19 protein-coding genes are annotated in these 23,173 nt (G+C 70.1%); 16 read left to right on the top strand and 3 right to left on the bottom strand.

Annotated elements, in window-relative coordinates:
- Nucleotides 1-193: 193 nt before the first annotated feature.
- The 7 genes from ABH925_RS26425 (at nucleotide 194) to ABH925_RS26395 (ending at nucleotide 7,729) form a co-directional block, all read left to right on the top strand.
- Nucleotides 194-994, top strand: a complete 801-nt coding sequence (locus tag ABH925_RS26425) for a hypothetical protein (protein ID WP_370151495.1) — start codon at nucleotides 194-196, stop codon at nucleotides 992-994.
- A 201-nt stretch (nucleotides 995-1,195) separates the two neighbouring features.
- Nucleotides 1,196-2,203: a hypothetical protein gene (locus ABH925_RS26420; protein WP_370151493.1), complete on the top strand. Its 1,008-nt coding sequence runs from the start codon at nucleotides 1,196-1,198 to the stop codon at nucleotides 2,201-2,203.
- Nucleotides 2,204-2,372: 169 nt separating this feature from the next.
- The gene (locus ABH925_RS26415; protein WP_370151490.1) at nucleotides 2,373-3,464 is read left to right on the top strand and encodes a DUF2637 domain-containing protein; all 1,092 of its coding nucleotides are present in this window, start codon (nucleotides 2,373-2,375) and stop codon (nucleotides 3,462-3,464) included.
- A 523-nt stretch (nucleotides 3,465-3,987) separates the two neighbouring features.
- Entirely contained in the window at nucleotides 3,988-4,353 is a 366-nt protein-coding gene (gene mobC / locus ABH925_RS26410; RefSeq protein WP_370151488.1) for a plasmid mobilization relaxosome protein MobC, read from the top strand.
- Nucleotides 4,350-6,092 carry a mobilization protein gene (locus tag ABH925_RS26405; RefSeq protein WP_370151486.1) on the top strand — a complete coding sequence of 581 codons (1,743 nt, stop codon included), beginning with the start codon at nucleotides 4,350-4,352 and terminating at the stop codon, nucleotides 6,090-6,092. Before mobC ends, ABH925_RS26405 begins: the two co-directional genes overlap by 4 nt.
- A gap of 434 nt (nucleotides 6,093-6,526) precedes the next feature.
- Nucleotides 6,527-6,904 carry a hypothetical protein gene (locus ABH925_RS26400; RefSeq protein WP_370151485.1) on the top strand — a complete coding sequence of 126 codons (378 nt, stop codon included), beginning with the start codon at nucleotides 6,527-6,529 and terminating at the stop codon, nucleotides 6,902-6,904.
- Nucleotides 6,905-7,069: 165 nt separating this feature from the next.
- Complete coding sequence (locus ABH925_RS26395) at nucleotides 7,070-7,729, top strand: hypothetical protein (protein WP_370151483.1); 660 nt, start codon at nucleotides 7,070-7,072, stop codon at nucleotides 7,727-7,729.
- 105 nt (nucleotides 7,730-7,834) lie between these two features.
- Here the strand turns inward: ABH925_RS26395 and ABH925_RS26390 are convergent, their stop codons facing one another.
- The 3 genes from ABH925_RS26390 to ABH925_RS26380 all read right to left on the bottom strand — a co-directional run bounded on the left by ABH925_RS26390 (nucleotide 7,835) and on the right by ABH925_RS26380 (nucleotide 13,272).
- Nucleotides 7,835-8,707, bottom strand: coding sequence for a class I SAM-dependent methyltransferase (locus ABH925_RS26390; RefSeq protein ID WP_370151482.1), 873 nt, complete (start codon nucleotides 8,705-8,707; stop codon nucleotides 7,835-7,837).
- 135 nt (nucleotides 8,708-8,842) lie between these two features.
- Complete coding sequence (locus tag ABH925_RS26385) at nucleotides 8,843-10,015, bottom strand: damage-control phosphatase ARMT1 family protein (protein WP_370151480.1); 1,173 nt, start codon at nucleotides 10,013-10,015, stop codon at nucleotides 8,843-8,845.
- Between the two features lie 2 nt (nucleotides 10,016-10,017).
- Entirely contained in the window at nucleotides 10,018-13,272 is a 3,255-nt protein-coding gene (locus ABH925_RS26380) for an NB-ARC domain-containing protein (RefSeq protein ID WP_370151477.1), read from the bottom strand.
- Between the two features lie 590 nt (nucleotides 13,273-13,862).
- Between ABH925_RS26380 and ABH925_RS26375 the strand changes: the two genes are divergently transcribed.
- From ABH925_RS26375 to tyrS, 9 genes are all read left to right on the top strand, one after another.
- Entirely contained in the window at nucleotides 13,863-14,588 is a 726-nt protein-coding gene (locus ABH925_RS26375; protein ID WP_370151475.1) for an HAD family hydrolase, read from the top strand.
- Nucleotides 14,585-15,640, top strand: coding sequence for an alcohol dehydrogenase catalytic domain-containing protein (locus ABH925_RS26370; RefSeq protein ID WP_370151473.1), 1,056 nt, complete (start codon nucleotides 14,585-14,587; stop codon nucleotides 15,638-15,640). Before ABH925_RS26375 ends, ABH925_RS26370 begins: the two co-directional genes overlap by 4 nt.
- A 26-nt stretch (nucleotides 15,641-15,666) precedes the next feature.
- Nucleotides 15,667-16,821 (top strand): hypothetical protein, encoded by a 1,155-nt coding sequence (locus tag ABH925_RS26365; RefSeq protein WP_370151471.1) that lies wholly within the window; start codon nucleotides 15,667-15,669, stop codon nucleotides 16,819-16,821.
- Nucleotides 16,815-17,693 (top strand): radical SAM protein, encoded by an 879-nt coding sequence (locus tag ABH925_RS26360; protein ID WP_370151469.1) that lies wholly within the window; start codon nucleotides 16,815-16,817, stop codon nucleotides 17,691-17,693. The genes ABH925_RS26365 and ABH925_RS26360 overlap by 7 nt, the downstream gene beginning before the upstream one ends.
- A 44-nt stretch (nucleotides 17,694-17,737) precedes the next feature.
- Nucleotides 17,738-18,784: a hypothetical protein gene (locus ABH925_RS26355; protein ID WP_370151467.1), complete on the top strand. Its 1,047-nt coding sequence runs from the start codon at nucleotides 17,738-17,740 to the stop codon at nucleotides 18,782-18,784.
- A gap of 20 nt (nucleotides 18,785-18,804) precedes the next feature.
- Nucleotides 18,805-19,536: a class I SAM-dependent methyltransferase gene (locus ABH925_RS26350; RefSeq protein ID WP_370151465.1), complete on the top strand. Its 732-nt coding sequence runs from the start codon at nucleotides 18,805-18,807 to the stop codon at nucleotides 19,534-19,536.
- Nucleotides 19,533-20,666, top strand: coding sequence for a hypothetical protein (locus ABH925_RS26345; protein WP_370151463.1), 1,134 nt, complete (start codon nucleotides 19,533-19,535; stop codon nucleotides 20,664-20,666). Before ABH925_RS26350 ends, ABH925_RS26345 begins: the two co-directional genes overlap by 4 nt.
- Nucleotides 20,663-21,595: a glycosyltransferase family 2 protein gene (locus ABH925_RS26340; protein ID WP_370151460.1), complete on the top strand. Its 933-nt coding sequence runs from the start codon at nucleotides 20,663-20,665 to the stop codon at nucleotides 21,593-21,595. Before ABH925_RS26345 ends, ABH925_RS26340 begins: the two co-directional genes overlap by 4 nt.
- Nucleotides 21,596-21,681: 86 nt before the next feature.
- Nucleotides 21,682-23,088 carry a tyrosine--tRNA ligase gene (gene tyrS / locus ABH925_RS26335; RefSeq protein ID WP_370151457.1) on the top strand — a complete coding sequence of 469 codons (1,407 nt, stop codon included), beginning with the start codon at nucleotides 21,682-21,684 and terminating at the stop codon, nucleotides 23,086-23,088.
- Nucleotides 23,089-23,173: the final 85 nt, after the last annotated feature.

The following is a 23,173-nucleotide window of genomic DNA, read 5'->3' as shown; positions in this document are numbered from 1 at the left end:
GCGTTCCCCCACGCAGCTTCAGTCGCAACTCCCTGCCGATCCTGATCCCTGCGTGTCTTCCCGGCCGTGATGCCCAGCCTGCGCCACCGCATCGCCTGCCGCGCACCTCCCCCACTCCCACAGCAAAATCCGCTCCCAGAACGGTCCTCCACCGCCTATGCCCGATCGACAGCCCTGCCCCGCCCGCCCCAGCGTGACCACTTCCCTGTCCACGGCCAGCCTCCTCGCCCCGCCTGCGGAGCGCCCGCCGGTCGGCAAGTTCCGCTCCGGCCGCATGGCCGAGACTTTGCCTGAAGCGCTGGCAGCCTGGCGTATCACCACACCCCACGCCGAGGTCGCCGACTCCACGGCCCGGTTGCTGGGCGGAACGGTTCGCCCCGGCCGCCCCGCAGGAGACGATGCCTTCGAGGTCCTCACGGACACCGCCGACGTCGACATCGTCATCGATGCCCCCAGCGCGATATCGACGGAGCTGAAGCTCTGGGACCACCGCGGCCTCGCACACCACTGCGACGGCTCGGTCTTCCTGTCCGCTGACGACCGCCGAGGTACGGCCTGCGGCTGCCCGGCAACCTATACCGAGCGCCGAGTACTGGCACACGACGGCCAGGGCCCTCAGGTCTACACCTCAACCCGGTTCAGGCTGGCGAACCAGCTGACCCTCGGAACATTCCTGCACGAGTCCATCTCCTGGGAACTCGCCGAGGAAATGTCGGGCCTACGAGCAGCAGTAGGCCGAGCCGGCCGGCCAGCCCGTCTCAGGCTGAAGCTGGCGCACGCGGAGTTCGTCAGTCCAACGGGCATCCGTGTCGACCGGACGCGACCCGTCCTGGAGTTCATCGCTCCCATGGCCGCTGGCTGGACCCGCCTCCAGTCCAATTCCGCGCGCCTCGCTAAGGAAGCCGCAAGAGCCACCTGGGGGGCAGTAGTACGGGCCTCCCGACACCGTGGTGCAGCACTCGGCAGCCGTGTCCAGCCCGCCGTTCACCGGTAGGGAAATCAGCTGACCGTGGTGCGGCGGCGAAGTCACGGTGAGCGCGACGGTGGTTGCGGGCTGACGTGTGATCAGGGTCTCTGGGATGGAAGGAGGGCGAGCGCGATTTTGCTGGTACGGTCCGTGGTCCACGAACTGAATAGGCGACCCCGGCAGCGCTCGAACGCCCCGGGGTCTGGCACCAAGGAGCTCGAACTCCCGATGCGCGTACATCGTAGCCGCCACCTGAGCGGCTTCACCGTCCTGCCCAACACCCTCCTCCAGGACCGGCGGCTGTCGTACACCGCCCGGGGCCTGCTGGCCGACCTGCTCTCGCGCCCCGACGGGTGGCGCGAGGACGGCCGGCAGATGGCCGACTCCAGCCCGCAGGGCCGTACCGCGGTCTACAAGGCGCTGCGGGAGCTGGCCGAGGCCGGGTACTACCGGGTGGTGCGGATCCGCCGCGCCGACGGGACCTTCCACAACGAGTCCCACGTCTACGACTCCCCGCAGACCGGCCAGCAGCCGCGAGGACGGGGCGGGGATAGCGCTGCTCCGGGTGCCGTCGGTCCGGAAGCCGGTAGCGCGGCTGTCGATCCTGCTGGCTCCAACCCCGTAAAGGACCTGGAGAAAGAACCCTCCCTCCCCGCACCCCGCCAGCAGGCCGGGCAGCCGCACGACGGCAGCTCGGCCGGCACCGGCGGGGAGGGCGGGCGGGAAGCCGCCGATCCCACCACCGCACCCCGCGAGCCTGATGCGGCAGCCCCCGCCGCCGAGGGCCCTGTACGGCGGGCTGCGCAGACGCTGCTGCGTGCGCTGGGCGCCGAGCCGCGCCTGCGGCTGGGCACCGTCGAGGCCGTGGCCCTGGCACCCCAGGTGGTGCCGTGGCTGGAGCGCGGCTGCAGCGAGCGCGACCTGCGCGACGCGCTGCTCAGCGGGCTGCCGGACCGGATCCACAGTGCGAGCGCGCTGCTGCGCGACCGCCTGGAGCGCAAACTGCCCCCCGTACCGGCCCAGGTCCCCGCGTCCGGACCCGCCGGCACACCGCTGGGGGAGTGCCCGGCCTGCGGCGATCCCGTGCGGCAGGCGGGCAACTGCCGCACCTGCGCCGGGCTCGGCCCGCGCAGAGTCGCCGTCGGCACAGGCGAGGCCGCCTCCCGACGCGGAGCCGCCCTGGTCCGCGCCGCCATGCGCCCCGCTGGCCGCCAACCCGCCCTCAGCGGAGCCTGACCACCCGCCACCACCAGGGCACCACCACCCTCCACACCCCACCGGCGGCTCGGCGACCCCGCGCCGACCCGCCGGACCGGGCTCCTCGCCGCAACAGCCCACGGCCCTCGCACCACGGCCTGCCCGTGCAGGCACCCCCACCTCCCTCAAGCACCCTTCTGGAGCGACCTTGCCCACCCCCGCCATACCCCCGTCCCCGACCGCGGCATCCGGCGCCGTCGGCCATACGGCCACGTTCTGGGATCGCCTGGCGGTCCTGCTGCTCGGCGCGGCCGGGTGCATCCTGTCGTACGACGCGCTGCGGCAGATGGCCTTCGCCATCCACGTCCGCCCCGCCCTGACGTACCTGTTCCCGGTGGTCATCGACGGCTTCATCGCCTACGGCGTGCGCGCCCTGCTCGTCCTGCGCGCCGCACCGCTGCGCGCCAGGCTCTACGTCTGGACGCTGTTCGCGACCGCCACGCTGGCCAGCATCTGGGCCAACGCCCTGCACGCCGTACGCCTGAACCAACTCCCCACCACCGGGACCGAACTGCGCCTGGGCGACACCACCGTCGGAGTCCTGTCCACCCTGGCCCCGCTTGCCCTGGCCGGAGCCACCCACCTGCACATCCTGATCACCCGCCACGGCGGCACCCGTCCCCCGACTTCCGAACACCACGCCGACAACGCGCAGCGGCCCGTCCCCGCAGCCGGTCCGGTCCCCGCGCAGACGCCGGCATCAGCACCGGCACTCGGGGTACTCAGCACCGTCCCGGCCACGGGCGCGGAGGCGGACCAGGAGCCGGTCCCGACTTCCGGAGGCCCTGCTGAGACCGCGCAGCCGCTCGCCCTCGCAGCCGAACCGGCCCCCACACCGACACCGGCACCGACGCCCGAGGTGCCCAGCGCAGTGCCCGCCACGGGCATCGAGGCGGACCCGGAGCTGGTCCCAAGCCCCGGTCCGGACAGCGTCACCGAGCCGGACCAGCTCTTCGGCTGGGAGGGTTTTGGTGCTGGTCAGGGCAGTACCGGGACTTCCGGTCGGCCTGCCCACCCGGGTCGTACCGGGCGTCCCCCGGCCGCGTCCATCGAGGAACTGGTCCAGCTCGTGCGCGCCGCTCACCTCGACCTGGACGACCTCAGCCGCAGCTCTGCCCGCGCCGCGATCACCGAACAGGGACTTACGGTCGGCGCCGAACGGCTGACCGAGGTCCTGGCCCGCCTGCGCCCCGACGCCGAAGCCCGTCCCCGCACGGGCCTGGCCGCCGACCCCGACTGACCCACCCGCAGGGGTGGTCCGGGACGACTTCCGAACCACCCCTGCCCCATCCGCGCGAACCCCTCGCACCACCGGACCAACCACCTGCTACCCGCGATAGAGCGGGGACCGCAGCCGGACATACCGTCCACCCACTCGCCGAACTTCGGAGCCGCCCATGCACGACCGTCCCGAACAGCACCCGTCCGCCTATGACACCTCCGCAACTACCCTAGTCAGCAGTGATGTTGAGGTCCCTCGTGTGACCGGCGGAGCCAGCAATAGCCTGCGACCCTCCTACGGAGGGTCGCAGGCGCAGGCCCCCGCCCAGGGGGGTAGGGGAGCTCCGGCGGGGGCGCCAGAGCAGGGGGTCGCGGCCGAGGGCAGCCGCGACCAGCAGGAGGAGCCGCACCCCGCCGCCGCGCCGCCCGCTGCTGCTGCGTCGTCCGCGCCGCTCGTCGTGCGTGCGTCCGCCGCCGCTGCCGCGCGCCGCAAGCCCAAGCGCCGCAAGCGTGATCCCGACGATCCCAAAGAGCCCGTCAGTGTGCGCTTCAGCGATGCCGAGCGACAGCACCTGCAAGCTCAGGCCAAGGCCGCCGACCTGAGCCTGGCCCACCTGATCGCCCGCCGCGCCCTGGCCGACCAGAGCACCGCGATGAGCGCTGACGCCCGGGTCGAGCAGCTGGACTCGGCCATCGACGAGCTGGCCGCCACACGCAGCGAGCTGGCCGCCTGGGGAAACAACCTCAACCAGGTCGCCCGCCGCCTCAACACCGACGGAACCTTCCTCACCTCCTCCGCCAAGGACTTCCTCGCCGCCGCCCCCGCGCTGCTGGACCAGGTGCAGGCCAAGGTGGAACACGTGGATGAGGCCGTCCACCGCATCGCCCGCCGCCGGGGCCGCGCATGATCGCCTCCGTCACCCGGGGCGACCGCACCCGCGGCATCCTCGCCTACGTCTACGGCCCCGGAGACGAGGACGAACACACCGACCAGCACACCGTCGCCGCCTTCGAGCCCCTGCTGTTCGACCCGGGCCTGGACGCGGACCCCGAGCGCGCCCTGACCCGGCTGGCGAAGATCCTGGACCTGCGCGTGGTCCAGGCCGGCGCGAGCGCACCGAAGGACCACGTGTGGCACTGCTCGCTGCGCGCTGCCCCCGAGGACCGGCACCTGTCCGACACCGAGTGGGAGCAGATCGCCCGCCGCGTGATGCACGCCGCCGGCATCGCCCCCACCGGTGATCCGGACGGCTGCCGGTGGGTGGTGGTGCGCCACGCCGAAGACCACGTCCACATCGTCGCCACCACCGTGCGCGCCGACCTGACCGGCGCCAGGCTGCACAACGACTGGCAGCGCGTCATGGCCGAACTCACCCTCATCGAGCGCGACTACGGCCTGCGTCAGGTCGAACGCGCAGCCTCCGGCAAGCGCACCGCGCGCACCACCGTCAAGCGGCCCACCCGCGCCGAGATCCACAAGGCCAGGCTCCGGGGTCTGCCTGAGCCCAGCCGTGCGGTGCTGCGTACCGCTGTGCGCGAATCGCTGGCCGGAGCCAACTCGGAGGACGAGTTCCTCGGTCGTCTGGCCGGACACGGTGTCCAGGTCAAGGTCCACCGGCTGCCGTCGGGCGACGCGAAGGGCTACTCCTTCCACCTGCCCGGCGACCGCAACGGAGACGGGCAGCCGCTCTGGTACTCCGGCAGCAGCCTGGGCCCGGACCTGAGCCTGCCCAAGATCCGCGCACGCCTGTCGATCACCGCCGACGAACCCGCCCCCGCCATCACCCAGGCCCGGAGCGCTCGCCCCGCCCTCCAGCAGGCCGGGCGCCTGGCCGACCAGGCCCTCGACTCCTTCACCGCGCCGCACCCCGGCGAAGAAGAGCCCGATCAGGAGGTGTGGCAGGTGCGGGCGGCGGGGTTCGGTGAGGTCCTCGACGCCTTCGCGCAGACCCACCGCGGATCCCAGCGAGCCCAGATCGCGGCTGCCGCGAAAGCCTACGGACAGGCCGCCTACCTCCACGAGCGCGCCGCAGAGCAGGAGATGCGGGCGCTTCGCTCGATGGCCCGCACTGTGCTGGCTGGCGGTCCCAGCCACGGGGCCCTGGAGGGGGACGCGATCGCCGCGTTCCTGGACGTGCTAATCCTGATCGCCGTGGCTCTGCACCGCAGCCACCGGGCGGCCGGGCACACCCAGCAGGCCCGCATCGCCCAGGCCACCGCCGACCAGCTCCGCACCGCCTACACCCAAGCCGCCGCCCGACCCCTGGCCGCGCTGAAGGCCCAGGGCGAGCGGCTGCCGCCGACGGTTCGTGACCACACCACCAAAGCCGTGCACCAGGCCCTGCCCGCAGACCTGGCCCATCGGGTCCTGGGCGGCAAGGACTGGCCCGCGCTGGCCGCCACCCTCTACCAGGCCCAGCTGCTGGGTGACAGCCCCGCCGGGCTGCTCCAGCAGGCCCTGGGCGCACGGGAGATGGACAGCGCGGACAACCCGGCCGCCGTCCTGCTGTGGCGCATCCGCCGCACCACCGACCTCCCCGCACCCGCCACCGCGAGGAAGCCGGCCAAGCGCGGGCCCGCCACGCCACCGGCACCGGCACCGCGACCGGCCATCGCGCCCACGCCGCCCGCTGCACGTAGGCGCTGACCCACCATGGGGGCGGCATCACTCGGTGCCGCCCCCATCCGCCTCTACCCCCATTACCGCGCAACTCCTGGAGATCTCCCATCCCCATGTTGCAGCCACAGTTCGCCCAGTGGCTGGGCGTTCAGCTACTGACCAGCGACTCCGTTCAGCTTCCGAACGCCAATGACGTTCACCCTCTGAACGCCATTTACCCGGCGAGCCCTTGTCCAGTTTCTGGACACCGGCCCTTTGCGAAGCTGAACACCGGCTCTGTCCCGAATCGGGACACCAGCCTTGTCCCGATTCGGGACAAGCACCGGCCTGAACACGACCACCATTCCGGGACTTCGGGCGTGGTCGATGTCGTTTCGGTGTCGTCTTCGCTGATGGGGAACTTTTGACGACCGTCGGTCCTTGGTGTCGTTGCCCCAACGCCAAGGCCCCGGGAGGCCTGCTTGACCCAGCCCCAGCAGCCCGACGACCAGCCCACCCCGCGCATCCCCGACTACCCCGTCGAAATCCCCGACCTCCTGCCCGGCCAGGTCCTCACCCGCTCGATCGTCCACGGCGGGGAACTGCGCCCCCGAGGCTTCCTGATCACCTGCGCCTGCTGCCTCGCCACTCGGGACTGGTTGATCGTCGAGGTCTACGGCAGGGTCTACATCCGGTGCCGCTGCACCCACGAATGGCTGGAGCCCGACCTCGATCTCGACGCCTTCAACGACCTCTTCGGCGAAGTCGACCGCGTCTGGGACAGCCTCACCGACGTCATCACCAGCCTGGGATTCGACGGGCTACTCGCCGGGACCACCTGGACCCTTGATCCTCAGTAGATAGTTGCCCACAGGATTCCCGCCCGGCCTGTTCCCCATGGAACAAGCCGGGCGTTCCCCGTCGCAATAGGGCAGATGTTCCCTCGCGGAACAAGCCGGACATGATCCCCGGAGAACGGTCGCCCCCGCTGAAGCACTGCGCGGATCGTCACGTACCCTCACCCAATGCACCGTGTACGTCACGATAAAAGTGCAGGTCAGTCGGGGCTTCGGCCTTCTGCGAGCGAGGCCGATCTGCACGCGATCCTGCACGCCGGGCGGATACGGCTGCACCAGCTCGCCCTCGCAGAGCAGGGCCTGGCCGAGCGGTTCTACGCCACTCTCGCCAGCCTCCGCGCGGATCTGGCCGTAGCCACGGTCCGCGCCATCGGGGCCAGCCGGGTCAGAGGGATCGCTGAACTTCAGGCCATGGGCTCCTCCCAGTACGGGACCGCACTCCACGCCTCGGACGTCGACCTCTACGCGCCGATCCCGCCGACCTGCCCAGACCTCGACTCACTGCGAGCCCTGCTGGACGGCCACGCCGAATACCGCAAAACCAGGTCCGTGCCGACTACAGGGCCCAGGCACCTGTTCGCCTTCCAGCAGGACGGCGTGGACGTGGACCTCAACCTCGTCGAGCACGCCGACTACCGGCTGGCCGTCACCGTCGTCCAAGAGATCGCCGCCGCCCTGACCGTGCCGGACCGCATCGCCAACACGTGGATCAAGCACCTTCTCCAGCAGCAGGAGCAGGCCGACGCCTACGACCGGTGGAAGGACGCCACACGGCTGCACCACTCCCCGACGCTGAGGCTGCTGAGGTCATCAGGGCACGCTGCCTGAAGCCGACTCCACATCCGCCGCAGATCCCGGCAGCGAGAGCCTTCCGGCGGCCACGCTCAGCCGAAGACGAGTTCACGGAAGCTGTTGCGGAGCGTAGTCAGCTGTTCACGGTCGCGGGTGAGCTCGGTTCCGCGCGGCGAAGAGGATGTGCGTGCCACCGTCTCGGGCCCCGGGGGCGGAGCAGGCGGTGGACTCGTGGTTGAGGAAGCGCTGCCAGAGCTTCTCGTCCTGCTCCAGGACGGCCAGTGTGTCGCCGTGGTGGAGGCTGGCCCAGTTGCTGGCCGAGCCGTCGACGATCTGGGCATCAGCGGCGTGGACCAGGGCCTCGACCTCCTGCCAGGTGAACATCCGGCAGACGTGCTCCAGGCCCGGGACGTGGCGCAGGTCGCCCGTGGCCAGGACCATGTCGCCGACTCCCGTGCCGTGCTCGGCCTCCATGGAGAGGACGCTGCTGAGACCGGCGCGCCAGGTGCCCCAGAGCGACATCACCGAGGCGAGCACCACCCCGCCCGGCCGGACCACCCTGAGCATCCCCTGCATCGCAGTCCGCTCTGCCTCGAAGGCGTAGGAGAGCGGGCCGCCATATGCGAGGACGGCGTCGAAGGAGCCGTCGGGAAAGGCGGACAGGTCGCGGACGTCGAGTTCCTCGCGCCGTTCCACGGCGTGCTCCACGCCGGCGGCGGCGACGAACTCCGCGTTCAGGGCCAGTTGCACCGGGGAGATGTCGGTGACGACGACGGTGGAGCCGAGGGCAGCAATCTCGACGGTAAACCGGCCCGGGCCGGCGCCGATCTCCAGCACCCGCGAGCCAGGGCTGAGGTGGCGGCGCAAGAAGCGACGGTGAACTTCGAACGAGACCCTCCCGGGGAGATCCTTGACCAGCCGGTCCGCCTCACCGCTGGCGAGGCGGTCATAGAAGGAGCGGATGCCCTCCGCCGAGCCGTACTGGCCGTCCTGCTCCGACGGGGTGGTCTGCACGCGTGGCTCCCGGCTCTCCTCGTACGAGGCTGCCCGCGGCAGCAGGAGCAGGATGGGCGTCCTGCCGCCACGGGGGCGGGACCGCATCGGCGACACCCCGGAAGGTTCACCGGAAAGGCGGCGGCGCAGCAGCCCTCAGTGCTGCGCCGGACTGCAGACCTGAATTAGCCCGTAGGTTCCGCTGGTGCGCCAGGACTCTCCAGTGGCGTCCAGCCGGGCAACCACGGCTGCGTCGAGGCCGACGGCGACATCCGACTTCAGCGTGCGCAGTGCAGCCACCGGAGAGGGGAAGTGGCTGACCAGCCCGGCGAAGGGTTCGCTGGCGGCCCAGAGCTGGTCGCCGACGAGTCGTCGGTAGTTGAGGTCACCCTTGACGATGGTCAGGGTGGACCCGGCGAGTTCGCTCCTGAGGTCGCTGGGGATGTCGTGGAACGGCAGCGGGGCGAGCAGGAACGGGTGCGTTCGGATCGTCAGGGTGCCCTTGGACATCGCGTTCCACAGACGACGCCCGATCAGTTCGGCTTCCTGGCCCGGTCCGGCGACGAGCCTCTCCACGGTGGCGAGGACGTCGGCGGTGGTCGCGTCGGAGACGTAGTAGGGAGCGGGCTTGACGTAGAGGGCGACCTCAGCAGCCAGCCCTGTGGTCAGGAGATGGTCGAGCAGGACGAGGTCGGGCAGCAGCTCTCGCCCGGCGTTGTCAGCGAGCAGGCTTACCTGCGGGTTGTCTGCGGTGGCGAGCGTTTCCCGCAGCGCCGCGCTGTCGTCCACCAGCAGGGCGGAGGAGTGATCCCCGGCGGTGGATGCGGTGATCTGGAAGCTGAGGTCCGCCCGGTTTCCCCACAATGCTGAGGAGAGCAGCGCCTCGAACCGCGCCTCCTCGGGCAGGAGCGGCAGCTCGGCCAGGGCGGCCAGCTCGCTGTCCACGGCCGCGCCGGCCAGTTCGGCGTTCTTGAACGGGGCGAAGGGATCGATGCCCTGCCAGGCGCCGGGGCGGAAGAAGCCGGTGGCCTCCAACAGTCGACGGTAGAAGTAGCTCTCCGCCCACAGGAACGGAGCCTCGCCCCATGTGCGTCCGTACAGGCCAGAGCCCCATGCCGCCCACTGCGTGTGATCGTGCGCGCTGTCGTCTAGCGGTCGCAGCAGGCCGCTGGTGCTCTCGGCGAGCAGTTGCTCGGCCGCCTGCCGTTCGGCGGGTCCGTACGGCAGGGCGTCCAGTACCTGCTGGATGAGCTTCGGGTGTCGCTCGTGGAAGACGTCCCTGGCGAAGGACCCGGGTGTACCACTCAGGATCACGGGTGCGGTGGGCACGGTCAGGCTCGTCCTTCTCCTCGTCGGAATCCGCCGGAGCCTGCTGGCAGGGCGGCGTCGGCCTGGTCGGCTGCGGCGTCGCCGAGGACCAGGCGCAGTGCTGCCGATCCAGCTGCACTTCCGACCAGCACGCTGCCGGCCGCGGAGCTGGCAGCGGCGCAGTTCAGCGACGCATCCACTCGGACCTCGGCGAGCTGGCGCTGGAGGCTGAGTGACCAGGCCCTGACTGTTCCGTCGGCTGCTGCCGACACTAGACGATCAGCATCGTCCGTGAACGCGAGCATGAGCACGCGGCCCGCGTGGCCTGTGAGGTGTCCGACGAACTGCTCTGTATGAACATCGCGGATGTGGACCTCCCCGGTGCCCGAACCCACGGCGATGCGGGAGCCTGCGGCGTCGAGGGCGACCGCGCGGGCCCAGCCGCCGGGGTTCACGAAGCGGGTGAGGTGGCGGCCGGTCCTGCCGTCCCAGAGATGCACGGTGCCGTCTCCGCCGCTGGCCGCGAGCAGATCACCGGCGGCGTCGAAGGCCAGCGAGCGGACTCGCCCGGCGTGCGCCTGCTGCTCCCACAGAAGTTCTCCGGTCGGAAGGTTCCAGCAGCGGATACGTCCGTCGCCGGTACTGGCTGCGAGGCGGGTGCCGGACTGAGGCAGAGCGACGCTCCAACTGCGATGAACATCGTCGTTGAGCAGTAGCGTCCAGCTCTCGTCGTCCAGTGCCCAGACGCGTACCGATCCGTCGCCGCAGGCAGCTGCGAGGTGCTGGCCTCCTGCGGTGGCTGACCAGACCCGGCCCACGCCGCACTGCAGTTCTCGGCGCGGCACCGCGGTGGGGAGATCCACCAGCTCCATGCGGCCGTCGCCGTATCCGACAGCGCCGAGCGTGCCGCCGTCGGCGATGTACGTGGACCAGACTGTGTTGGCGCCATGGGCCAGCACCTGCAGCCCGTCGGGTTCGGACTTCGTCCAGGTTCTGACTGCTCCGTCCTCGCAGCCCGCGATGACTGTGCCGTCTGCGCCACAAGCCAGGGATCTGATCCAGTCGACGCCGGGGGGCATTCTGACCTCGCCTACCGGCCCGGTCGCGTCGAAGGCCCGGATGACGGCGTCCTCGGTGGCTGCCAGCAGAATGCCGGACTGGCTGTCGATGGCCACGGACCGGATCCGGGCGGGAAGGTCCTGTACGCGCCTGACCTGGTTGAGCCTGCCGGTGCTGGTGTCCCAGACCGCGAGCGAGCAGTCGCCGGAGCCCGAGACCAACAGCGAGCCGGCGGGGGAGAAGGCAACGGAACGGATCCAGTCGCGATGTCCGGGCTTCTCGTCAAGAAGCGCGCCGGTCGGAAGGTCGTACAGGCGAACGAACTCGTCCTCGCCTGCTGCAGCCACGACCCTGGCCGCCGCATCGACTGACACCGTCCACAGGGGTGTGCCGCAAGCCGCCATGCTGTGACTGAGCGTCAGCCGCTGGATGTCCCAGACGTGCACATGTCCGTCTTCGGCTGCCGAGAGCAACCGCTGGCCGTCCGGGGTGAAGCACAGGGAGCGAACGCGCTGCTCGTGCCCGGTGAGGACGCCGAGGGGGTGGCCAGTGCGCGGCTGCCAGAGGCGGATCAGACCGTCCTCGCCAGCCGAGGCCAGCACAGAACCATCGGAGGACAGCCCGGTGGCGAACACCCAGCCGGTATGGCCTCGGAAGACATGCAGCGGCGTGCGGGACTTCGAGTCCCAGACCCGGACGGTGCCGTCCTCGCCGCCGGAGGCGACCAGTCCCGCTGCGGTCGCCACGGAGACGACCGCACCCACATGGCCGCTGCCTGCCTCGCCGGATTCGCTTTGCTGGGCCCAGGTCGGCTGGAAGCCAGTGGCGTGCTGGCTGTCACCCGAAGGACTGGCGGGTGCGTCGCCGCCGCGCATTAGGGCCAGCGCCAGTGTCGAAGCCATGTCCTGCGGGGTCTGCATACCGTGCAGCAGATACCCCGCTCCAGTCAGCCTGGTGGCCCTGAGCCAGTTCCCATGCCGTGGATGGCTGTCGGTTCCGTGGGCAACAGCGGACGCGATGACGACGGCGTCGGCTGCCAGCGACTGGCTGCCGACGAGAGCGGCCTTGCCCGCCACGTAGGAGACGGAGGACAGCAGTTCGACCAGTTCGTCGTCGAGCCCGGCCTCGTGCAGGTGGTACGGAAGCTGCTGCCACATATACGCATGCCGGGGGTCGAGTTGGGGCCAGCCCTGGCCATCAGACCCCCGATACGAGTTGATCAGGGATCGGTGCAGTGCCGTCCACTGATCGCCGACCAGGTGCCGCAGGTAGGAGCGGAAGACGTCGTGGAGGACGACCGCCTGCTGGTCCGCCAGGTAGGCGCTGATCAATGACCGGTCGGCGAGAACGCGGCAGAACTGGCGGACCGCGCCGGCCGACCAGCCGTGGGCGGAGCCCCACCAGTGGTTGAGCACGCTCAACGGGACCGGCACTGTGGCGGGGAAGACCGCCAGCGAGAGGTAGCGCTCCCGGAGCGCGGAGCCACCGGTGATGCGCACCCCTTCGTCGAGGCTCTGCAGGCTGGCAGTGATCGCATGGCCGATCGCGTGGGAACGCTGGTCCGCATCCCATACGTCGAACGCCTGAGGGCCGTAGGCGTAGAGCGCATCCCCCGCCTCCTCGACAGCGGCCTCGACGGAGGCGCCAGCAGAGAGGTCCGAGGAGACGTTGGAGCCCACCACGGTTGCTAGCAGGGGCCATCCGCCGCAGAGGGCTGCCAACCGGTCGGCAGCCGGAGCGGCGAGCTGCGCCACCGCGCGTGTGAGCAGCTCGCTGATCTCCGTTCCTGTCATCGGCCCCAACCGGAGCACCCTGGTGGTGGAGGGGCAGGTGCGGAGGTTCCTGGTGGTCACCAGTCGGACGCAGGAGGGAGCGCCGAGGAGGAACGGCTCCAGGTCCGCGGCCGACCAGACGTTGTCGACAACCAGCAGCACGCGCCGCTCACCGAGGAGCCGTGCGAGGTGGAACCCGGCCTGCACCGGATCACTGAGGGCGGGGCGACTACCGTCCAGGTGCACACAGAGGTCCGAGATCAGCTCGACGACTCGCGCGGGTGTGCACCCCTCGCCGGTCTCGACCCAGAGGATCTCGGGGAACAGCGCCCTGACTCCAGGATCCTCACAGACCTGGGTGACCAGCGTGGTCTTCCCGAAGCCACCAGGGCCACACACGGCCAGGGGCGTACTGGCCCCGGCGCTGCCGTCCGTCTGGGCGAGCAAGGCTACGAGGCTGTCGAAGTCTTCTGATCGGTGGACCAAGCCGTGCTCCGGAGCTGGTGCGAGGACGTAACTACCTGAGGCGGGTGCCTGACGTTGGCCTGGTCCGTCAAGGAGCTCCCGGAAGCGCTCCACGACGTCCGGGTCCGCACGGTCGAGCACCGTGTCGAGCATCGCCTGGGAGTCGGGCATGGGAAACAGATGTTCCCCGCCGGCCTCCCATTTGGACACCGTCCGATCGCTGACGCCGAGGTGGGCTGCGAAGGCACGGACAGTCATCCGCAGCGCACCGCGCAGAGCCTTGGCCTCGCGGCCCGACCAGCGCTGTACAGATCCCACTCGAGCCCCCGCAATCGATGGCACTGACGCTAGCAGCGTATTGCGGACTGACCTGCGCCGTACGCCCAACGGTTCAGCGGGAGTTCAGCACGAGTACGACAAGGACTTGCCGGCACCGACGCAGCGATGCGCTGGTCCGATGCGATCCGGTTCGGTGCCGGTTCGACGGCAGTGCAGCACGCGGACCTTCGATTCAGAGCCGGTCGCCGGGCACGCTGTCATTCCATCCACCAGCCTGCAGCGGAAGGAACCTGATGGACAGTCCGCCCCAGTTCACCGCCCTGGTCCTGGACCTCTTCGGCACCCTGGTGCCGGCCCCGAGCACCCGGGAGCGAGCCCTGGCCGTGCACGAGATGGCCTCCGCCATGAAGGTTCCCGAGAACCTCGTCACGGTCGCGGTCAAGGAAAGTTGGCTGCCCCGCCATGACGGCACCCTGCGCACCACCGGCGAGGTGGCCGCCAGACTCACCGCTACCTGCGGCGCACCCAGAGGGCGCGCGCCTCATGTGGAGGCGGTACTGCGGAAGCTGGCGCCAGGAAGGCTGCAGGCCGACGCCACGGTCCTGCAGTGCCTGGCGAAACTGCGACGCTCCGGCCTCAAGCTGTGCCTGCTCAGCGACGCGGCCCCGGACATCGCCGAGGCATGGAGCCGGTCCGCGCTTTCCTCGCACTTCGACGTCGCGCTGTTCAGCTGCCGTGAGCAGGCGGTCAAGCCGTCGCGCCAGCTGTACGCCAAGGCCCTTGAGCGGCTCGACCGCGACCCGCGGTCGGTGCTGTACTGCGGCGACGGAGGCGGTGCAGAACTGGCCGGGGCGGCACGCTGCGGACTGCGCGCGGTGCGGGTGGAGAGGCGCGGTGGGCCGACCGCGCTGGCCTTCGGCGCAGAGCCCTCCGCCTGGCGGGGCGTGACGCTGAAGTCGGTCGAGGAACTTCCTACCTGGCTGGCTGGCCTCCCTGTCGGTGCCGGGAGCTCCCGGTGAGTGCCCGCAGCGATCTCGTCTGGGAAGCGCGCTCGCCCGGGGCCGGTGAGCCCGTACGTCTCACCGCCGTACGCAGAACCGTCGCGCCGCTGGAGAGCTTTACGGAGATCCGGATGCGGTTCTCCGGCCTGTGCGGCAGCGACCTCGGCAAGCTCGACGCCGGCTCTTGGGCCGGTTCGATTCCGCAGGGATGGGTGCCCGGCCACGAGGTCGTCGGCATCGACACCAGGACCGATCGGTGGGTGGCCGTCAACCCGCTGGTCAGCTGCGACCGATGCGCCGAGTGCGCGATCGGCCGCATCCACCTCTGCACCAGCCTCCAGCGCATCGGCTGGGACCTGCCCGGCGGCATGGCGGAGTCCCTTCACGTCCCACCCCAGAGCGCCGTCCCGCTACCCCCGGACACCCTGGACCCGGTGGTGTTCGTGCTCACCGACCCGATGGCCGTCGCCCTGCACGGCATCCGCTGTGGGCTGCCCGGACCACCTGCCGACGGGACGCGCCGCCTCGGAGTGATAGGCGCGGGAACGCTCGGCATCTGCACCGCTGTCAGCGCCGTTCACGCTGGGTGGGAGGTATGCCTCGCCACCCGCACAGCCGACCAGGCAGGACGGCTGGGCGCCATCCTGGCCGGGACCGGGATCTCCGCGCTACCAGCAGGCGACCTCGCATCCGGATCATGCGACGCCGTCGTCGACGCCGCGTCGGGCCGGTCGGACACTCCGCTGCTCAGCGCCATGAAAGCGGTTCGAGACGGCGGGACGGTCCTGGTCCAGAACGCCTACGCGCCGCAGGTGGCGCTGTCCGTCCCACTACGGGAGGTGTTCCGGCGCTCGATCACGCTGCGCGGGTCCTACTCCCACTGCCGGGCAGCGGGAGGCGACGACTTCCGCGACGCGATCCGGCTCCTCCATGAGTCCGCTGGCTCTAGGTGGGTCACCGCCCTGACGGCCACCCGCTACCCGCTCGCCTGGCTCCCCGACGCCCTGGCCACGCTCCACCCGCATGCCGCGAACCGCCCGATCAAGGTCCTGCTCGCCTCGCGCCGTTGACCACTTCACCGCACCGGAGGTCCTTCATGCACGCCTACTCCCTTCCCTCCCTCGTCCACCGGATCAACTCCCCCGACGACCTCGACCCGCAGGAGGTGCACGACGGACTGCTGCACCTGCTCGCGCTTCCGGAGGGGCCGTCCCGTGACGTGATGCTCGGCAGTGTGCTGACCGGGTTACTCCTGCGCGGTCCACGCCCCAGCGAGGTGGAAGCGGCGATCCGGGCCGCCACCGAACTGGACCGCGCCTCCTGGGAGTACCTGGCCCCGCCGCCCGGCATGCACCTGGTCGGCTACACCGGCAGTGGGAAGAAGACCCACAAGACCATCAACATCAGCTCGGCCGCAGCATTGATCGCGGCGGCTGGGGGTGCGCACATCGCCAAGCTCGGCTCGCGAAGCGCTTCCTCTCGGACGGGATCACGGGACTTCGTGGACCTGGTGGGCGCCCGCTGTACGGACATCCCGCCCCAGACCATGGTGGACATCGCTGGGGAGTGCGGCTTCGGCTTCTTCTCGATCGAGCACCGGGTGCCCGGATTCGACCGGCGCTACGGGAACCGCTTCCAGGCGGTGCATGCACTGAGCCTGGGTTTCCCTGCGGTGCTGAGCCCGGTGGCCTGCCAAGGCTTCGTCTACGGGCTCGCCCATCCGGCAGTGGAAGTCTCCGCGCAGCTGCTCCACCGACTCGGCCTCGGCGACATCACCGTCGTCAACTCATCGCCCTACGAAGGCAGTCAGACCGACGAGATCATTCCAGGCGGCACGGTCCGAGCCTGCAGGTTGAAGGCCGGCTGCAATGACGCGGACTTCGACAGCGCCGTGCGCGAGGCGGCGGATAGCACGCCGTTGCACGGCCTGGGCTACCTCACCCAGCGCGCCGACCCGCGGGCCAACGTCGCAGCGGTCGTGCAGCTCCTGGCCGGCCGCGCCCCGACGGCGGCGATGCACACCGTGGCGTTGAACGCGGCCCTGTTGCTGGTCACCTCCGGTGCGGCAGCCAGCCTGCCTGCCGCCGTGGACACGGCGCTCGCCGTGCTGAACGACGGCACGGCCCTTACGACCCTGCGCGGCTTCGTCCGGCTGACCGGCGGTAGTCCGAGCACCGTGGACGAGCTACTGACGCTCGCCGACGGCCCCGCCGCTCTCGTCTTCCCCGCCGAGGAGCTAACCGCATGCTGAGCCGTGACGAACTGGGCATCGTCCACCTGGTCCTCAACACCGACTGCAACGCCTGGGGTCTACCCAAGACGGCAGAGTCTCCAGGGGTCTGCCGCTTCTGCTACCGCGAGCGCAATCGAGTCCACACCGACGAACCGACGGTTCGTCGCGTCATCGACCAGGTCCGTGCCGAATCGGACGCCACCCGGATCGTGTTCACCGGCGGGGACCCGGTGATGCCCTACGACAACCACCTGGAGCCCGCCCTGCGGCACGCCCGCGCTGCTGGCTTCGCCACCAACCTGCACACCAACGGCCTGCTGCTGGCCGAGCGCTATCCGGGACTGCACGAGCACGTGAGCCTCTACTCCCTCGCGATCGACGGCCCCGACGCACGCACTGCCGACTGGTTCCGGGGCGACGGCTACTTCTCCCGCTTCCAGGCCAACGTTGACCTGCTCATCGCCGACCGGCGGCGCCTCGCCTTCAACACCTTCACCAGCGCCGCCTCTCTGCCCGAGTTGGCCGAACTCGCGAAGACCATCGCCGCGATCGCCACGCGCACGCCGGTGGAGTACTGGCTGATCTCCCAGTACCGGCCGATCGGCCGCGCTGACGACCGCAAGGCCGCCCTTTACGCCTACAGCCGCGAGGCATTCACCGAAGCCGTCGCAAGCGTCCGGGAGCAGCTGGCCGGCAGGGGAGTCCAGGTCTACGACCAGCCGACCCGTGCCGCCACCGACCCCTATCCCTTCCGGGTCTGGGTCCTGGCCGACGGCACCGTCACAGCTGACCTCGGCAGCGTTGCCGCACCTCGGAACACAGTCCTCGGCAACCTCCTCTCCGACGGCTTCGAACCCCTGGTCCGCCGGGCCTTCGCAGCCCGCGCCTGATCCGCGCCCTCACCGTTCCACCCTGACGAAGGAGTGACCGCTCCATGAAGTTCGACTCCGCCTACTACGACGACGTGATCGCCCGCCACAGCTACGAGCGCATCGGCCCCGATGGCACCCCCGACGCCCCCGGCCTCGGTGCCATCGACTTCCCGCTCGCCGACATGAGCCCCAGCGACCTGCGCACCAAGTGGGTCTGCCACACCGGGGGCCGCGACTTCGCCGCCGCCGTTGCCGACGGCAGGCCCACTACCGTGACCACCGGGGTCGGCCTGGGCGGCCCGCCCCACGCCGGCACCGTCTTCCAACTGCTGAGGGCCGTCGTGCTGCAGCAGCACGGACTCCACGTCCAGATCGTGCTCGGCGACCTCGACTCCTACAACGCCCGCCGTACGCCCCTGGTCGAGGTTCGCCGACTCGCGGACCAGTACGAGGAGTTCGTGCGCCGCATCGGCTTCGACGAGCAGCAGGGGGTCTTGCGCCGACAGGAGGGCTGCACCGACGTCCTGGCCACCGCGTTCCTGCTCTCGCGCCACCTGGACGACGCCGACTTCCAGTGGGCCGAGGAAGACCTCTCCGGCCTCTACCGGAACCATGGCGTCTTCGACCACCTCAGCTACGGCATGAAGCAGGCCACCCTGCTCATGGCCGCCGACTTCGTCCACCTGCTCGCCGAGGGTCGCCACGTGCTGGTCTCACTCGGTGTGGACGAGCACAAGTACGTGGCACTCGCCCGCCGCGGGGCTGAGCGCTGGGGACTGGCCGCCGACCACCTAGGCGGCATCTACACCAAGATGATCCCCGGCCTCGGAGGGCTGCCCAAGATGAGCAAGAGCATCCCCGGCTCCGGCATCACCGCCGCCCTGCCCCCGGACGACATCCGAGCACTGCTTGCCGCCGATCCCGACTCCGGCCCGGAGGACGACACTTCGGCCCTGCTGCAGATGATCGCCTGCCTCCCGGAGACCGACGGAGCCGCCTACGACCTGGCCTCCGAGGCGCGCCGCTCCGGCGGACGTCGGTGGCAGCAGCTCCGCGACGAGTTCACGGAACGGCTGATCGGCATCCTCGCCCTTTGGCCGCAGTCATGACACGCATGCGGAGGTCCCCCATGGTCGGTACCCCCGAGCCGGCGTCTGCGGTAGCGCCGTACCCCGTTCTTTCGCATCAGCCGCTCGGCGCTGCGGACACGTACTTCATCAGGGCCGACTACCGCCATCGCAGCGCTGTGGAGTACTTCACCGACAGCGCCGACGACGGCGTCGTCTGGCAACCCGACGTCTACCCCTACACCGCCAGCCTCGTGCTCCGCCACGGCGCTGACGCCGTCATCGACCTCGGCTGCGGCCGGGCGGCCAAGCTCGCTGCCCTGGCCGCCGAGCAACCGAGCTGGAGCTACACCGGCGTCGACTTCGGCCCCAACCTGGCCTGGTGCAGCGCGAACCACCCCTTCGGCGAGTGGTTCGACGCCGACCTGGAGAAGACCGAGAACCTTCAGCTCGACCCCGCGCTGCTGCGAAGCGCCGTCATCGTCTGCTCCGACGTGATCGAACACCTCCTCGACCCGCTGCCGCTCCTCGCTCTCACCAGGAACCTCCTGACGGACGGCTGCCGCGCCGCGGTGTTCTCCACCCCCGCACGGGAGTTCCGCAGCGGCTACGACGCCCCTGGGCCGCCCCGGAACACCAGCCACGTGCGCGAATGGGCCTGCGACGAATTCCAGGCCCTCCTCCGGCATCACGGATTCGAGATCCACTACGCCGGGCTGACCAGGAGCGACGACGCCTCCAACGGCATGTCCACCCAGCTCGTCACCGTCGGGCTGCCGGAGGTACGCAGATGAGCGCCGAGAGCGTCCCCAAGGGCAGCAGTCTGCGCGTGGTTCACCTGCCCGCACGCACCCCGTACGCCCGGAAACTGAACGGCGCGGGGATCCACGCGCTCAACGCCTACAGTGCCACCGAGCTGCCCGAGATCAGCCCGGGTGTCACAGTCCCCCCAGACGTCACCGCATCCTGGTTGCTCAGCCACACCCCGTTGGATTGGCTCGACGTCCTCCACCTCCACCACATCGACCTGGAGACCCCGGCCGACCTGGAACGCCTCCTCGACGCCTGCGCCCGTGCGGATGTCCGGGTGGTCTTCACCGCACACGACACCCAGCCCATGATCGACGGGATGGACTCCTTCGTCCGCCGACTCGGACTGCTCCTCGCCGCCGAGGTTCCCTGGATCTGCCTCACCGAAGGCTCACGAACCGACCTGGCCACCATCCTCGGCGCCAAACTCCCGGCCGCTGTCATCCCGCATGGCTACGTCGTCCCGCCCGAGACCGTGCGCCACCGCGCTCACCGTCCGGCCGACTCAGGAGTCCGCTCGCTGCTCTACGGCGCCGTCCGTGCCAGCCGCGACCAGGTCTCGCCCGTCGTCAACTGGTCCCTCTCCAACAGCCACGCCAGCCGGGCCCTGCATCTGCTGCTCCGTGCTGCCAGCCCGGCCGACTTCACCAAGGGCGCCACCAGCAAGCTGCCGATGCTCCTCGACGCAGCCCGAAGCGACCCGCGCATCAGCATCACGCTGCGCCCCTACCCCACCGACGCCGAAGTCCTGGAGGCCGCGCTTGGCAGCGATCTCCTGCTGCTCCCCTACCTCTGGGGCACCCACTCTGGGCAGCTGGAGCTGGCCTTCGACCTCGGCCTCATCCCGGTGTGCTCCCGAGTCGGCCACCTTCACGAGCAGTTCGAGCTGCACCGACAGCACGGCCAGGCCGTCCCGGAGCCGGAGTGGTTCGACTGGACGGCCGGCCACCCCAACCTCTTCGGCGAACGCTTCCTGGCAGCCCTGGAGACCGCGACCACCCGAGCAACTGCCACCCGGCGCCGCATCGACCACAAATTCCTGGATTACCGCGTCGACGAGCACGAGCGGGTACTCGCCGCGCACCTTGCCCTCTACGAAGGCGGCACACCATGACGGGCGGCCGACCGACCGTGCCGCGGATCTCGTGCGTGATCCTCTGCCACAACTACGGCCGCTACCTCGACCGCGCCATCACCAGCTGCCTGGACCAGGAGCCTGGCCCCTACCAACTCCACGAGATCATCGTGATCGACGATGGCTCCACCGACGAGACCCCGGAGATCTGCCGACGCCACCACGGCCGCATCCGCGTCGTCCGACGTCCACGCCAGGGATTCGGCCAGACGCTCACTGACGCCGTGCTCCTCGCTGAGGGCGACTGGATCGCACCGCTCGACGCTGACGACTGGTTCGACCCTGCCAAGCTGCGCATCTGTGCCGAGGCCATGACACCCGGCTGCCTGCTCATCGACCACTGGGAAACGGTCGTCGACGCCGACGGCGACCCGCTGCTGCCCGAGCCTCATCCCGGCGGAAACACCAGCACCCTGCTGTTGCAGCGTGCCGCCGCTCTATCCCTGCTGCCAGTCACCAACGAGCTCTACTTCCACGCACTGCGTGACGCCGGGCACGGTCTCACCTTGACCGAGCCCTTGGTCAACTACCGGATACACCCCGCGAGCATGACCGACCGGGAGCGCAATGGCGCCTCCCAGTTCTACCGCGCCGACATCTGCACCGGGCTGGCCGACCGGCTCACCGAGCTCGCCTCCTCCCCACCTCTCTGGACCACCAGCACCGCGCTGCACCGCGCCACCCATGGCTACCGCGCCCGCGCCGCTGGCCACCTCGTCGAAGGCCACCTCCAACAGCAACACCGCCTCCGTACGATTCGCCCTCTGGTCTCGCTGCTCCGCCACGCCCTTCGCGGCTGGGCGCCGTTTGGTGCCTGCTGCCGCGCGATCGTCAGCGTCATACGCAACCAACCGCTGGTGCCATCCCCACCGGAAGCAAAACGGAACGTAACTATTCAAGTGCAGTGAGGTACAGCCCGGTGCTAGAGTCACCTGCCCTCTCAAGCCCTGCTGGCCACGCCAGCGCACAGAGAACAAAGGAGCGTAGCGACGCCATGAGCCGTCTCAGCGAGTCCGTAGTCCGCGCCATGGAGATCCTCAAGGGATCGGACCTGGCGGCGGACTATTCGGTCGCTCGGCTCCTGGAAGAGACGTATCGCCGCCGCTCCCTGGACCTGTCCGACCTCTCCCCGGCGGAGCAGGCTGCGCTGGTCGAGGGCCGCGCGATCAACGTCATCCCGTCCGCCTCGACGCTCGCGGACCGGATCAGCGCCGCCCAGACGGAGGGGCGACCACTGGTGATCAAGTACGGCATTGACCCGACGTCGCCCGACGTGCACCTGGGCCACTCGGTGCCGATCATCATCGCGTCCCGGTTCCAGCGGATGGGCCACCACGTCGTCTTCATCATCGGCGACGTCACCGCGAAGATCGGCGACCCCTCCGGCCGCTCCTCGGAACGGCCGCCGCTAACCGACGCGGACATCGCCCACAACCTGAGTGGCTACCAGCAGCAGGTCACCCCGTTCATCGACTTCGCCCGCGCGGACCTGCGCTTCAACGGCGAGTGGCTGAACAAGGTCAGCCTGCCCGAGCTGGTCGGCATCCTGGCCCACGTCCCAGTCTCGATGACCCTCCAGCGCGAAGACTTCCGCAGCCGCCTGGCCGCCGGCGACGGCCTCTCGGTCGCGGAGTTCGTCTACTCCGTCGTGATGGCCCTGGACTCCGTGGCCATCACCGCGGACGTCGAGCTCGGCGGCGTCGATCAGCTCCTCAACCTGCAGATGTGCCGCAGGGTCATGGAGATCCGGGAGCAGACCCCGGAAGTCATCATCACCACCCCGCTCATCGAGGGCACCGACGGCACGGGCGCCAAGATGAGCAAGTCCAAGGGCAACTACGTCGGCCTGTCGGCGTCCCCAGATGACATCTATGGCCGCCTGATGTCCATCCCCGACCACCTGCTCGTGCCCTACCTGAAGCAGCTCACCGAGTGGACCGACGACGAGATCGCCACCGTCACCAGCCGCCTTGCAGACGACACGGCGCACCCCATGGCCGTCAAGCGCATCCTGGCCGGCGAAGTCACCGCGGCCCTCCACGGCCTGGAGGCCGCCGAGGCCGCCCGCGCCGAGTTCACCGCCCGCTTCTCGAAGCGGGCCTTCGGCGACACCCAGAACCTCCCGTCGTTCTCCCTCAAGGAGCACGCCGGCACGGCCCTGGTCACCCTGCTCACCGAGGTCCTGGCCTTCGCCCCGAGCAACTCCGCCGCGCGCCGCGTCGCCGCCCAGAACGGCCTCCGCCTGATCGCCGAAACCGCAGAGGGCGACCAGCACACCACCGCCCTTGACGAGGACACCATCCACCAGCCACTCGCCGCCCTGATTCCCCAGGCAAGTGGCTCAGCCGAGGCCACCCTCTACCTCAAGGCCGGCCGAAAGGTCGCCCGTATCGACGCATAACTGCACCCGGGGTTGCGGAAACTAGCGGACTACAGCTGAGCCAGGGGCGGCCAGTAGCAAGTGGGCGACCTTGGCTGTTGCCCTT

Source organism: Streptacidiphilus sp. EB129 (assembly GCF_041262645.1).
Lineage (GTDB): Bacteria > Actinomycetota > Actinomycetes > Streptomycetales > Streptomycetaceae > Streptacidiphilus.
This window is presented reverse-complemented; position numbering and strand designations above follow the sequence as displayed.